The sequence below is a fragment of the Paenibacillus sp. JJ1683 genome, from assembly GCF_053006485.1.
In genome coordinates, this window is sequence record NZ_CM129820.1 from 5490461 (window position 1) to 5503461 (window position 13001).

Here is a 13001-nt window from a genome sequence, read left to right on the forward strand (position 1 = left end):
TGCTTCCTCCTTTATTTTTTCCCGACCGTCTTGATTTTTTTGGCAACCTCCTGCGTGATCAGCTCCTCAAAGGCCTTCACATCCAGCTTGTTAAACTCGGTGGTGTATTCCTTCCAAATGGCATCAAATTGTTCCGGTGCAGACAGTACCAAGCGCGGGAAATATTTGCGCTGCAGGTCTCCTTTCTTTTGCTGGAAAATCTGCGCAGGCGAGCCTTGATCAACCTGAATGCTCCAGGCTGGGAACCATGGACGCTCGTCAGGTGCGGAAAACATCTGCGAGAAGGACTCTACACCGTTCGCTTTAAGCAGCTTTTTATCACCTTCGGTATACGACATCCGCGCAACCTCAGGCTGCCGTCCGGGGCTAGCCGAGTTGCCGTCGGGCAAGGAAGAACCGTTACCGTACCGCGGCCAGCTGTATTCAAAATATTTGAACCCAAATGAGTCACGGAACGCATCCTCACCCGTCTTCTTAATTTGCTCCTTGGTCCGATAAAAGCGCCCATTTTTATCTACATCATAGGTTTCACCTTTGATCCCCCAGTTGGATAATACCTGGTTTTCGTCGGTCAGCAGATTGTTGAAAAATTTGATGATACGTACCGGGTCCTTGGCACTGACTGTAATTCCGATGCCTCGGTTATTAACAAATGACGACGGATCAAGATACTGATCCTTTATATTCCGGTCGTATACAACAGGCAGCCCTACATATTCCAGATCATCATTACCCGAACGCTTGGAAGCCTCCTGCAGGTTATTTAGAGACTGCCCTGCCTGCCAGCGATAATCGAAAAAGCCCAGCACCTTACCCGAGGTTAGCTTCGCCAAATATTGATCGTAATTGTCTACAAAGGAGGATTTATCGAATAGGCCCTCTGCGTTAAGCTGATTCAGTTCCTGGAGATACCGCTTTGTGATTTCCTCATCTCCATAATCCGTCGCCTGGTGTGTTTTCATATCAATAATCGTGCCGCCATCATTGGGATAGCCTGCCAGATGCATCGGTGCATTCGTAAGCGCATAAAACCTATCCTGCGTGGTTAACGCCAAGTACCCGGTTAATCCCTCGTCTGCATGCTTTTTCGCATAGTTTCGAATCAGAGCCAAGTACTCATCTAAAGTTTTTATTTTTGGGTATCCCGCCTCCTTCAACACTCTACGCTGTATCCAAAAAGCTCCCTGCTCTATATTAGGAGCAGACAAATAATCACCGACCACCGCACTGAACGGCAGGAAATAGATATTCCCATCCTCCGCTTTCATCAGATTGTAGTACGGCCCATATACACGCTTGATATTTGGCCCATATTTATCGATCAAATCATTCAGGGGAATAAAAGCCCCGGCATCCAGCAGTTTATCAATCGTGCCATCAGGTACAATCACGTCTGGATAGTCATTACTGGCAATAAACGTGCCGATTTTCGTATTCGAATCCCCTACCAAATGCTCCAGCTTCCAGTTCACGCCGGTCTGATCTTCCAGTATTTTTCCGATCCGCGTTTCATTGGTATTAATGTCTCTTCCCGCCGTGGCATTAAAATACGTGAATGTGACCTTCTCCTTGCTATCTCCCGACGCAGGCTCCTTACCCGAGCTCCCTGAGCAAGCAGCGATCATAGATGCCATCATAACCATTACCAGACTGATGATTCCGAACCTTTTGCTTGTCATGCCAGACCTTCCCCTTTCGGCCTCTTTTGTCGATTGTGTGTGAATACCAAATTGTAAGCACTTTCATTTTATAAAATGCCGTTCATTTTGTTCACCTGTCAATCTATAGGTGTTACTTAGGAAACTATAGGTCCCGATCCGCCGGAATCATTATACGAATTTCTGTACCCTCGCCGGGTGCGCTGCGAATGACCAGCTTAAAGCGGTTGCCGTAGTAAAGTTTTAGACGATAGATGACATTTTGCAGACCTATACGCTCACCCATTTCTTCCTGCCTTTGCATGTAGCCATATAAGCGCTGCACCTGTTCCGCAGACATGCCCACCCCATCATCCCGAACCGTTAGCATCAGTCGTTCTTCCTCATGCTCAAAAAGAATCTCAATGCGTCCCCCATGCTTTAGCGGCTCAATGCCGTGGATACTTGCATTTTCAACCAGCGTCAGTACGACCATTTTGGGAATCAAATTGTCCAGGTCTTCGGAGCGTGCCTGTACATCGTACTGTATTCGCTCACCAAAGCGATATTGTTGGATTTCCAGAAAACAACGGATCAACTCCAGCTCGTCCCGCAAAGTAACCCGATCCTTGTTCCACACCAGCGAATTGCGGAAAATCCGTGCCATATTATGAATAATGCGGGCTGTCTCATCCTCATGCTTCATCAGGCTTCGCATACGAATCGTCTCCAGCGCATTGAACAGAAAATGGGGGTTGATCTGGCTGTGAAGTGCATTCAACTGGGCGTGCCTACGCTGAATCTCCAGATTTTTTCGCTGAATATCGGCCATATAGACATCGTTAATCAGTCGTTTTATTTTTAGCGTCATCCGGTTAAATTCACCTGTGAGCTGTCCGATTTCATCACTCGACTCCATACCCGGAATGAGTTCAAAATGCTGATTTTTCACCTTCTTCACATGTTTCAGAATGCGATGAAGCCGCACGTTCAGCGAACGTGTAATCCAGATAATGATCAAGGTGGGCAGCAGCATATTCACACAGGTTAACAAGAGCGCAAAATTGCGAGGCTCCTGCATTTCATACAACACTTCATCGCTGGATACCGCAGCCACAATGCTCCAGCCGTTCAGATTATTCGTAAGCACATAATGAGTCTTGAATTCCATGGTGTCATTGGGTAGCTTGAGGGTGCTATAGGCCACGCTCTTATGATTTATATCAACCTTGGGGTCATTTGTATATTCGACTTCTCCCCGTTCGTTAAGCAGAAAGAGACTCCCCTGCAAGTTCAAGTTATTGAAAATCTCCCGAATGGATGACATTCGCAGCTCTATTTTCAGTATTTTTTCACGACCATTTTGGGAATAAAAATAGTTCATCCGTCGAATCAGGCTGAAGGGGTGTAGCTGCTCAGCGGTACTGTCGTCAGTACGGACAAATATAGGCTTGGACTGGCGTCCAGGCGGGATTTGGGTATACCAGGGGAAGCTTTTGACCCTCTCATCTATAAAGCTGATTCCCCCGGAATCCATTAGTGTTGGATTATCAGTATAAATCGTAATTCCACCTACGGATTGGTACACAGGACTGTAAGTATTGTTTAAGATACGACGTAAGTAAGAGTCATAGACAGCAATATAGTCAGCAGGGTGGGGATATGTTTCTTCCAGCACCTCATTGAGTCGATAATCGGTATAAAAGATAGACGAGATTTCCATCGCATCTTCAAATTCCCGGTAAAATTCAATTTTAATTTGTTCCAGTGCGCGCGTAATATCCTGAATACGCTGTTCTTTCACATTTTGCGAGGTAACATGGTAAAAGATCAGATTGGTCAGCACGATAGGTGTAAAAACACAGAGGAAATAAAGCAGCAGCATTTTATCTCGCAGCCGTATATGATCCAGGATAGTTCTCAGCCTCTTCATTCGCCGGACCTCTCTGGCTCGTACCCAGCACTTAGGCTATTGCGGTATTCACTTGGCGTGACGTGCGCCAGCTTTTCAAACTGAGTCACAAAATAGTCTGAACTGCCGAAGCCCACTCGCTCCGCAATTTCATAAATACGCAGGTCCGTCTGCCGCAGCAGGCGTTTCGCCTCCTGAACGCGCAACTTCAGCAGGAATTCGTTAAAGTACACCCCGTATGTTTTTCTGAACAATTGACCGAGGTATACCGGATTCATGTAAAAGTGAGCCGCAATACTTTTCAGGCTTATATTCTCGGCAGCATGCTGCTCAATATAAGCACGGATGTGCTGGATTCCTCCCTGCTGACATTCCTTGCGCAGCGTCCCAATATATTTTCCACTTTCTTCGGCAAAGGCTGTAAACAATCGTTGGAGTTCACCCAACGACAGATTCATATCCTGCCAGTTTATCATCGGTTTCAGTGACTGAAGTGAGCGCTCATTTCCCTGCATGTTTTGAATGACCCGCACGATACTAAGAACGCATTGATGCAGACTCATTTTCATAGCCTCAGGAGCATAATACTCTTCCCGAAAGCTGCTAAATAAATAACCTACGGTCGCGCGTAGCTCTTCCAATTGGAGTTCCTCGATCTGCTCTGTCAAGCTATCCAGTACGTCCTGACGAATGGTCCTATAGTGGAGGGATGGCATTTCATCCTGTAAATAGACAACAATACCGCTAGGGTCATGAATGTATTTATGAAGCACTGCTTCCTTTGCACTGGCAAAGGACTGCTGGATATCCCGCAACCGATTCACAGGACTTCCCGCATAAACGAATACCCGAATTCCCAACTGGTTTTTTAGTGACTCCATCCCCTCTATCTCCTGTTGTAGCGCTTTCATAAACAATTCTACTTTGGCTCCAAAACCCTCTAAAAAGAAGTCCGGTACGATAAGACCAACCCGGTTACGATGCTCATGGACATAGAGAGGGTACTTGCCGTCCATTAAACGATGAAGCGCTTGCTCTATAAGCTCCCTGAACTGGAAAAGCGATAGCATGACACCATCGTCACCAGAGCGCCAAGGATGCTGATCATTCAGCTCAACAAGTACATAGTACATACACGTGGCTTCTCCAAGTCGCAGCTGCTGCTCCCAATGTGTCACCACTGCATCATCCACTGGGTTCATCATCATCGTCTCTAACAGCCCGCCTGTAAGGTGGTGTTGATATCGCTGCGCGTTCTGTTGCTCACGGTGCAATCTTTCACTCAGCTTGCGCAGTGTAGCCGAAAAGTCCTCATCATCAACCGGCTTGAGTATAAAATCATGCACTCCATAGCGGAGTGCCTGCTGTGCATAAGTAAAATCACTGTAACCACTCATGATAATAAAAGCAGGATGTTGGGTACCCCGTTCGAGTACGGATCGAATCAGCTCTAATCCATCCAGCACAGGCATACGAATATCGGTAATGATCAGATCCGGGTGAAGACGACTGATTAGCTCCAGCGCATCCTCACCATTATCAGCTTCTCCCACGATTTCAAAGCCACAGGTTTCCCAATCCACAAGTTGAATTAGCCCTTTGCGGGTGAATATTTCATCATCCACCACAATGGCTCGATGCAGCTTCATAACCTGCCTCCTCCTTTCAATGAAACGTTATTTTATTAGGGTTGACTACTTCGCGGGCCTTGCACGATATCCCAGCTGGAGAAATATGGCCTTTGCAACGTATTGTGGCACTTCGAGAGCAGTTTGTACAGACGGGATTTCATCATAAGGTCGCTCCAAAGCGTGAAAACTATTGCCCCCAGCTGCTTCCTCGCCGAACACAACCGTGACCTACAGTGGCTTGTTGATGAACAGACATCCAGCGTTGTCACAGATACAGTCATCCAGCTCAGAGGGGAATGTATAGTCTATTTCGGGGTGTGGCTCTCCAATAAGAAAGCCGCTTGGTCATTTAAACCAAGCGGCTTTCTTATATTTGGATTGCGTTTTCTCTTCTTGTTATTTCTATACTTTATACATTTTGTGCGTAGCTTTCACTTGGCGTTTTGGTCAACACCACATGCAGGCTGGAGTTCGCTCCCGCACCACCACGATAGGAAAAGTGCTCATCTCCGGTAATATGGATCATATCCCCTTGGACAACTTCCGTTTCTTCACCATTTACAGTTACAGTACCGCTTCCTTCAAGAACGAGCAAATATACATTCGCTCCTGGATGATTATGTGTTGGCAGCTCAGCATGAGGGGTGAAGTTGAGAATAAAAATAACATTGTCGGCTTCCTTATGCACAATTCGTTTTGTAAATGCAGCTTCTTTATATTCTTGAAATTGAATAAGGTTTGATTTTTTCATGTGGATTCACTCTCCTGTTTGTAATTGGATTGGGCCTATATAGTCTTATTGTATTTGATTATTACGCTCGTCTTGTGATTGCGATCACAAACATAAATTTAAGTCATAAATACTTTGAAATATTCAAAAATTTGATTTCAATCATCTTTTTCACCATCACATCTAGCTAGAATTAAATTATGTTAGACAAACCAAAACAACAGGAGGTTATTCCTATGAAACCAGGATTTAAGCTGGCAAAGAATATATATTGGGTAGGAAAAATCGATAATCGTGAGGTACCCTTTCATCGGCTTACCCTATCTAAGGGTACAACCTATAATGCATACTTACTAAAAACCGGAAAACCAACCATTATAGATACCGTAGATATGGCGTTCGGTAGAGAATTTGCCGAAGCTGTAGCGGAATTGATCGACCCGTTGGATATTCAATATATAATCGTCAATCACACGGAACCGGATCACTCTGGCGGGTTGGCGGCCCTTGCTTCCAAGGCAGCAAACGCCACCATTGTCTGCACTGAGATTGCCGTTCCAGAAATTCAGCAGATGTACAAGCTCCAGCATCGGAACTTCCTCGTAATCAAGGATGGGGATCAACTCGATATTGGAGGCAAGACACTGCTATTTAAGGAAACACCTTACCTCCATACGGAGGAAACCATGATTACGTATTGCGTGGAAGATAAAATCTTGTTCCCTTGCGATATTTTCAGCACACACGTAGCTGTAGAGCATCTATTTGCCGATGAGGCCGGCTTTGATATTACCGAGGATTTTATCGGATACTACCAGGCTATTATTCATCCACATCGCAGATATGTGCGTACATTAATCGAAGCTGTATCTGACTTGGATATTGAGATGATTGCTCCTTCCCACGGCTTCGCGATCCGACATGATATTGCCAAATTTATTGATTTGTACGCATCGATGAGCACCGAAACCAAGGATGATAAAAAAGTAGCGATTGTTTATGCCACCTTAAAAAATAATACTAAAAAAATGGCAAACATCCTGAGAGATTGCTTTTTGGAGAACCAAATCAAGGTGGAGCTATGGGATGTAGATAAGGCGGATAAAACCGAGATATTAAAAAGTATTGCCTCAGCGGATGCTGTTTTCGTCGGTAGCTCTACCAAATATGCTGACATGACAGGCAAATTGGAAGAGTTGCTGCAACAAATGCAAAAGATGAATTTGGAAGGTAAGCTTGCTGCCGCCTTTGGTTCCTACGGCTGGAGCGGTGAAGCCATTGAGGTCGTACAAGATTACTTGAACGGTACTAATATGAAAGTCCAGAGTACTTCAGATGTAATCAAGTCAACGGGTATGACGCATGTGGAATTTCCGGTACGCATTCGCTTCTCTCCTACAGAAGATGAAAAAGTGAAAAAAATAAAAAATGCTGCTGAATTTGTCTCAGATCTGCTGCTTAGTGTTATTTAGCGCAGAAAGCTAGAGGAATAGGAGAGATGCCGAATGGATAACCAACATTACGTTATAATCGGAGGCGGCGTGGCCGCTATCAACGCGGCAAAAGCAATTAGAGATCATGATGAGTTAGCCGAAATTTCGATTTACGGGGAAGAATCCTCCCTTCCGTATAACAGAGTCAAGCTTTCCAAGGCGCTATTTACTGACTTGCATAGCGACAAAATCCTGATCAAAAAAGAAAAATGGTTTGCCAATCAGCGGATTAAGGTTTATTCCGGCATAAAGATCACCGCGATACACGCAGAGGACTGCACCATCGAAACAATAAATGGACAAACCGTTGCTTATGACAAGCTGTTGCTGTGTACAGGAGCCCATAACCGTAAGCTTGTGCTGGACGGGGCTTCACTAAGGAACGTTCACAACATTCGGTTTCGACAAGATGCAGACAGACTTAAAGCGGAATTGCGAGAGGGAGACCGGATATGTATCGTCGGGGGCGGTATTCAGGGTGTAGAAACCGCCTGGTCCTTCCAGCAAGCCGGATATGCCGTCACCATTCTGGAAGCTTCGCAACGGCTGATGCCCCGTCAGCTAGATGAAAAGGCATCCGCTATTTTGACCCGCCGAGTAATCGAACAGGGCACCCAGGTATGCCTTGGACAAGGCGTAAAGCGTATTACCGGCACGGAGCATGTAGAGGGCGTAGAACTGCAGGACGGCACTGTTATTCCCTGTGAACATGTCGTGTATTCTATCGGCATTGTACCTAATACGGAGCTTGCTCGCCAAATCGGTCTTGATATCAGACAAGGCATTCAGGTGAATGCGCAGATGGAGACCAGCTTCCCCAATATATATGCGGCAGGTGATGTAGCCGAGTTCCACAATAGAGTAGATGGATTATGGGAAAGTGCTATGGAGCAAGGGAAAATAGCAGGCACTAATATGGCGGGTGCCTCCGCAGCTTACCAGCGTCCCATTCCTGCCACCCTGTCCAACAGCTATGAATGCCCCTTGTTTTCCATCGGTCTGGTAGATGAACAGGCCTGCGACAACAGCCTGACCCGTGAAAATCAAGTTTCTTATACACGTATGTTCATACAAAACGGCTCTATCTGTGGCGCGATTGGCTTCGGAGATGCTCTTGCTTCACTTCCATATAAAGCAGCCATTACCCAAGGACTCAGTCCGGACGCACCAGAGCTTACAAAAATTTTAGATGACAAGGAGAATTAACAATGAAAAAATATGTATGTCAGCCCTGTGGATACGTTTATGATCCTGCTATAGGTGACCCTGATGAAGACGTGATGCCAGGTACAGCGTTCGAAGACCTTCCAGAGGACTGGGTTTGTCCAGTCTGCGGTGAGGATCAAAGCCATTTTGCCCCTATAGATGATACAAAATAACAAGAACACACTATACTTTTTAGTTTCCGGTTGATGAATGGAGTGAATGAATGTGAATGAAATGTCCTGCCCCTGCCAGTGCGAACAGGAGCCCTGTGCCCGCAAAGTGCCTATCTTTTCCTCTTTATCCTGCGAAGATTTATGCAAGGTTAGCTCCATGATCCGGCACCGAAAATATCAGAAAGGCGAGGCCTTGATTGTCGAGGAACAGGCATCGGATACGCTGTACATTATTAAAAGCGGGCATGTCAAGCTGCTGAAGATGACACCTCAGGGGAAAGAGCAAATTCTGCACATTCTGACTACTGGCGATTTTTTTGGTGAGTTGAACATATTTAATAACGACGAGCTGAGTAATTTTAGTGCGTACGCCTTAAAGGATACTGATATTTGTATGCTCACCAAGGATGATATGGAGGAGTTGATCCGCAACAATCCCGATATCTCTTTGAGACTGCTTAAAACGATTACCAAACGCTTGGCACATACTGAAAACCTGGCTCAAAGTCTGGCTACCAAAGACCCGGAAATCCGTATTGCCTACATGATTCTCGAACTCGGACATAAATACGGCAAGCCAGACGGCTCCAATATTAAAATAAATCTCCCCCTTTCACGCGAAGAGATGGCTAATTATGTGGGTGTGACACGTGAAACCATCAGCCGCAAGTTCGGAAAATTTGAACAACTGGGGATTATTCATATCAAAGGTACACGAGAGATTACCATCTGCGATGTACAGAAACTGAACGAATATATGGATTGAGACACATAGATATCAGGTTACTCTGGCATGAGGACAAAAAAACCGCCCCTGCAAAACAACAATAGAAACCGTAGGCCTGTTTTTGCGTAGTAATACAAAGTTTATGAGCCTGAAATCAAGCCAAGATTTCTGTTCTTCACGCTCTTTATAAAATAAGCAAAATGGAGAGGAATAGATATGGCGGATCACCAAACCGGCAAAGATATTTTTCGAGAATGTTGCTCTAGGATTGCTGCGGCCTGTGAGCCTTGCGGATTCAAATACTATAAATCCAGGAGAAGCATGGTGCTAATCTCGACGAGGTGCTTGAACAAGCCATCTTGACCGGATGGTTTTTGCCACAGTCGAATCCCATGGAGTTTTATGTGCTGGATGTTCTGAATCTGGTGGTTGATTTCGGATCGCCGGAACAGGTAACCGCATGTGCGCACCGATACATCCGCCATTTACCGGAGGAAATGCAGGACACATTCAGGAAAGAATATGAAGCCTACCAAAGGGATGGACAGGCTGCAAGCACGATAGCATTCCGCAAATTGATCCCTCTTATGGTGGAGAGAAATATTTCCTTACCCGCAGTGAAATGAAAGGATATTGGCACGCCGTATTGAGACTATGCCTTCATCGCTGAAGATGGGCGATCACCTGTGTGGTGACCGCCCATCTCTCATTCTGCGGATAAAGAAGCTATATTGGTGGCCTTGGGAAGCGCAGCCTGATTTGTAGCCGGTCTGGAACAATCCCACACTATCTTGACCAAATATACAAACAACAGCACGTTTAGCAATGATGTCACACACAAAATAATACCGTAATGATCCTGAGAATTGGAGCTATAGAAAATATCAAAGGTGTTCAGGAAAATCGTAAGACTGAATCCACCCGCAAGCCACAAAAATCTGCGATCTCGCAAATACAGGTACGCCAGTACAGCTAACGCGGCCGCAGGGAACAGGTACCGTTCATGCATGCTGGAAGCGAAGGTAAATACACCTGCAATGAGTACCAGTGCAGCTGCTGCTGCGAACTGTGGTTTCCGACTGCGGATATACATCCACCATGTAAACAAAGTCACCAGCACAATGCAGATCATACCCCATGTATGGTAACTGAACAGGAACAGCGTTGTAGTGTCCTGCGTATAATTGCCACCAATGAGTGCGAAGAAGTTATACGCGTTCACCGAAGCATATGGATATTCGCCAACTGTCCCCTTATATAAATCAAGCAGCCATAATGGCTCCTGCCCCCATGAAAATGGCAATATAACCAGAATAGTTGTCACAACGGCGCCGCCAATGGACAACAGCCAAGGCTGTATTTTGCGCTGTCTCAGCAGCTCGAAGAACAGAACCGGCCCATAAATAATCCCCTGTGGCTTCATTAATACCGCTATCGTAAACAATACAGCGGACCAGCCAATTCGGTTTTCCACCAGCAGCACAATCATGCCTACAATCAGCATGGTAAAGAATGAATCTACCTGCCCCCAGAAGGTCGAATTGATAAATACAGCCGGGTTAAACACGTAGAATATGGCCAATCCGAGGCTCACTCCATAGCCGACCCGTTTGCTTGCCAACCGGTACAGCATGTACGCTGTCACGATATCGGCTAATATATTCGGAAGCCGCAGCAATACAGACATATAAGGACTAAAAGCATCCGTAGAGCCGATTTTACCGATCACATATAAAATATAAATATAGAACGGTGGATAGTCACTGGAACCATTCGTGTAAAAGCCTGACAAGCTATTCGCTGCTGTCGTAGCCCAGTTTCGGAATAGCATTAAGTCCATGTGACCCGAGATCCATGGGGCGATCGCCATTCTTAAAAAGAACCCCACACCCAGCACAGTCCATAGCATCAGTCCCCGGTTACGTTCCCCGAGCTTCCATTCTTGAGCCCGAAAACGGTACGCAATAAACACGAACGCACCGAAGAACAAAGCGGCGAAAATCACCATCGGAGTAGCATAGGCAGATGAAGAATTTCCATTTCTTCCACCACCCATACCACCGCCAGGACCTCCCATGCCCATTCCAGATCCTTTACCGGACATACTACCGGAACCTTTATGCTGTCCGTCTCTAGCAACACCACTGCCGCCCGATGCAGACGTATCATTCCCGGCCGTTGTGCCTTTGTCACTTGATATCGATGGATTCTCAGTGGAAGAATTGGTCGCCTGACCTGTCGTTCCCTGATTCTTGCCGTCAGAGCTGTTCGTCGCATCCGTAGATGCTGAGGACAAATTCTGCTGGTCCTGTCCTACATTTCCTGTTCCACGGTTCCCCGCAGTCTGACCGTCAGAGGAACGTTGCCCCGGCCCTCCCATACCTCCGCCTGGTCCTCCTCCAAACCCGCCGGATGGACCTTGCCTCACTGCCGCAGACTGAGACGCGGAACTACCTGAGTAACTCCATAACGACACGATACTAACGGCAGCACACAATATGAGACTAAATAGAAGTATATATTTCAGACCGTTCGCTTTCCAAACGTTCAAATCCGATGCACCTCTCTCTGTTTCTATTTTCCTCATATTGTATCTGCCTTAGCTTAGGACTTTGTGAGTTCTGGCTGAATGTTGGCTGAATACGGAATCATCACACTGAACATTGCTGTTCCATCTCCATGATCGCTCTTTCCAGCTGAGATTGTGGATGCTTCAGCATGTTGCCATGACCGGCTGCTAATAGAGACGGATTGTAAGATGCCAGTTTTTTGGCGCTTGCCAGCGAAATTTCCTTATCCCAGGTAGCTAGTGCCGGAAAAGGAAACAGCGGCTTGAGCCTTCCCGCCACCGCAACACCGCCCCGAATCTGGAAAGCATCACCTGCAATCAACGCACGGGTACGGGTATCCAAAAATCCCATCGAGCCCGGCGTATGCCCCGGTGCGCTGATCGCCAGCAGCGAGCCCACGTTATCCCCATCCTCCAGTAAAACATCAGGCTGGGCAAGGATATTCTTCGGCACGCTACCCCGAATAGGAGTGTCCGGTTCGCCTGCCTCCAACGATACATCACCCTTCAGCAGCCGAGCATCCCGCCTTGAAATGAATACTTGTGCCTCAGGATACCTTGCCTTCAGCTTATCCAACGCACCTACATGATCCCCATGCGCATGGGTAAGTACAATGCGTACAATCGGCTGCCCAATCCGCTCCGCAGCCTGTTCAATACCCTGAGCACTGTATGGCAATCCGGCATCGATCAGGGTAAGCCCCTCTTTCTCCTCCACCAAATAACAGTTCACCGGGAACAGCCGGGGCATAAACGTCAATTGATACAGGTGCTGCACCTGAACGATACGCATTTTGTCTCATCTCCTCGTTTTGATTTTAAACTAATTCTGTTAGTATTATAATTAACATAATTAGTTTTAAGCAAATTTTTTCGTAATATGCCCATCGGAACGTTGGTTTTTTTGTTATACGCAGCGCTAA

11 protein-coding genes are annotated in these 13001 nt (G+C 46.3%); 5 read left to right on the top strand and 6 right to left on the bottom strand.

Going from position 1 to position 13001, the window contains the following annotated elements; all coding sequences use genetic code 11:
• Window positions 1–11: 11 nt before the first annotated feature.
• The 4 genes from ACUC6J_RS23700 to ACUC6J_RS23715 form a co-directional block, all read right to left on the bottom strand.
• The gene (locus ACUC6J_RS23700) at window positions 12–1679 is read right to left on the bottom strand and encodes an ABC transporter substrate-binding protein (protein ID WP_318300783.1); all 1668 of its coding nucleotides are present in this window, start codon (window positions 1677–1679) and stop codon (window positions 12–14) included.
• A gap of 124 nt (window positions 1680–1803) precedes the next feature.
• Window positions 1804–3570 carry a sensor histidine kinase gene (locus tag ACUC6J_RS23705; RefSeq protein WP_447249514.1) on the bottom strand — a complete coding sequence of 589 codons (1767 nt, stop codon included), beginning with the start codon at window positions 3568–3570 and terminating at the stop codon, window positions 1804–1806.
• Window positions 3567–5198, bottom strand: a complete 1632-nt coding sequence (locus ACUC6J_RS23710) for a response regulator transcription factor (protein ID WP_447249515.1) — start codon at window positions 5196–5198, stop codon at window positions 3567–3569. Before ACUC6J_RS23710 ends, ACUC6J_RS23705 begins: the two co-directional genes overlap by 4 nt.
• Window positions 5199–5589: 391 nt before the next feature.
• Window positions 5590–5931: a cupin domain-containing protein gene (locus ACUC6J_RS23715; RefSeq protein WP_019688945.1), complete on the bottom strand. Its 342-nt coding sequence runs from the start codon at window positions 5929–5931 to the stop codon at window positions 5590–5592.
• A 215-nt stretch (window positions 5932–6146) separates the two neighbouring features.
• Here ACUC6J_RS23715 and ACUC6J_RS23720 point away from each other — a divergent pair, with 215 nt between their 5' ends.
• The 5 genes from ACUC6J_RS23720 (at window position 6147) to ACUC6J_RS23740 (ending at window position 10135) form a co-directional block, all read left to right on the top strand.
• Complete coding sequence (locus tag ACUC6J_RS23720; RefSeq protein WP_090888984.1) at window positions 6147–7382, top strand: FprA family A-type flavoprotein; 1236 nt, start codon at window positions 6147–6149, stop codon at window positions 7380–7382.
• A 33-nt stretch (window positions 7383–7415) separates the two neighbouring features.
• A complete protein-coding gene (locus tag ACUC6J_RS23725; protein WP_447249516.1) occupies window positions 7416–8609 on the top strand; it encodes an NAD(P)/FAD-dependent oxidoreductase in 1194 nt (397 codons plus the stop codon).
• A 2-nt stretch (window positions 8610–8611) separates the two neighbouring features.
• Complete coding sequence (rd, locus tag ACUC6J_RS23730; RefSeq protein WP_016822672.1) at window positions 8612–8782, top strand: rubredoxin; 171 nt, start codon at window positions 8612–8614, stop codon at window positions 8780–8782.
• 61 nt (window positions 8783–8843) lie between these two features.
• Window positions 8844–9548: a Crp/Fnr family transcriptional regulator gene (locus tag ACUC6J_RS23735; protein WP_044786998.1), complete on the top strand. Its 705-nt coding sequence runs from the start codon at window positions 8844–8846 to the stop codon at window positions 9546–9548.
• A 320-nt stretch (window positions 9549–9868) separates the two neighbouring features.
• Entirely contained in the window at window positions 9869–10135 is a 267-nt protein-coding gene (locus ACUC6J_RS23740) for a hypothetical protein (RefSeq protein ID WP_447249517.1), read from the top strand.
• A gap of 80 nt (window positions 10136–10215) precedes the next feature.
• Here ACUC6J_RS23740 and ACUC6J_RS23745 read toward each other — a convergent pair whose 3' ends face one another.
• Both ACUC6J_RS23745 and ACUC6J_RS23750 read right to left on the bottom strand, forming a co-directional pair.
• A complete protein-coding gene (locus ACUC6J_RS23745) occupies window positions 10216–11889 on the bottom strand; it encodes a glycosyltransferase 87 family protein (protein WP_447250315.1) in 1674 nt (557 codons plus the stop codon).
• A 271-nt stretch (window positions 11890–12160) separates the two neighbouring features.
• Window positions 12161–12871 carry an MBL fold metallo-hydrolase gene (locus ACUC6J_RS23750; RefSeq protein WP_447249518.1) on the bottom strand — a complete coding sequence of 237 codons (711 nt, stop codon included), beginning with the start codon at window positions 12869–12871 and terminating at the stop codon, window positions 12161–12163.
• Window positions 12872–13001 lie beyond the last annotated feature (130 nt).

Excerpts from the sequence above, each read along its gene's own strand:
- ACUC6J_RS23700 (WP_318300783.1), bottom strand. The coding sequence starts at position 1,679 with ATGACAAGCAAAAGGTTCGGAATCATCAGTCTGGTAATGGTTATGATG.
- ACUC6J_RS23705 (WP_447249514.1), bottom strand. The coding sequence starts at position 3,570 with ATGAAGAGGCTGAGAACTATCCTGGATCATATACGGCTGCGAGATAAA.
- ACUC6J_RS23710 (WP_447249515.1), bottom strand. The coding sequence starts at position 5,198 with ATGAAGCTGCATCGAGCCATTGTGGTGGATGATGAAATATTCACCCGC.
- ACUC6J_RS23715 (WP_019688945.1), bottom strand. The coding sequence starts at position 5,931 with ATGAAAAAATCAAACCTTATTCAATTTCAAGAATATAAAGAAGCTGCA.
- ACUC6J_RS23720 (WP_090888984.1), top strand. The coding sequence starts at position 6,147 with ATGAAACCAGGATTTAAGCTGGCAAAGAATATATATTGGGTAGGAAAA.
- ACUC6J_RS23725 (WP_447249516.1), top strand. The coding sequence starts at position 7,416 with ATGGATAACCAACATTACGTTATAATCGGAGGCGGCGTGGCCGCTATC.
- rd (WP_016822672.1), top strand. The coding sequence starts at position 8,612 with ATGAAAAAATATGTATGTCAGCCCTGTGGATACGTTTATGATCCTGCT.
- ACUC6J_RS23735 (WP_044786998.1), top strand. The coding sequence starts at position 8,844 with ATGTCCTGCCCCTGCCAGTGCGAACAGGAGCCCTGTGCCCGCAAAGTG.
- ACUC6J_RS23745 (WP_447250315.1), bottom strand. The coding sequence starts at position 11,889 with ATGGGAGGGCCGGGGCAACGTTCCTCTGACGGTCAGACTGCGGGGAAC.
- ACUC6J_RS23750 (WP_447249518.1), bottom strand. The coding sequence starts at position 12,871 with ATGCGTATCGTTCAGGTGCAGCACCTGTATCAATTGACGTTTATGCCC.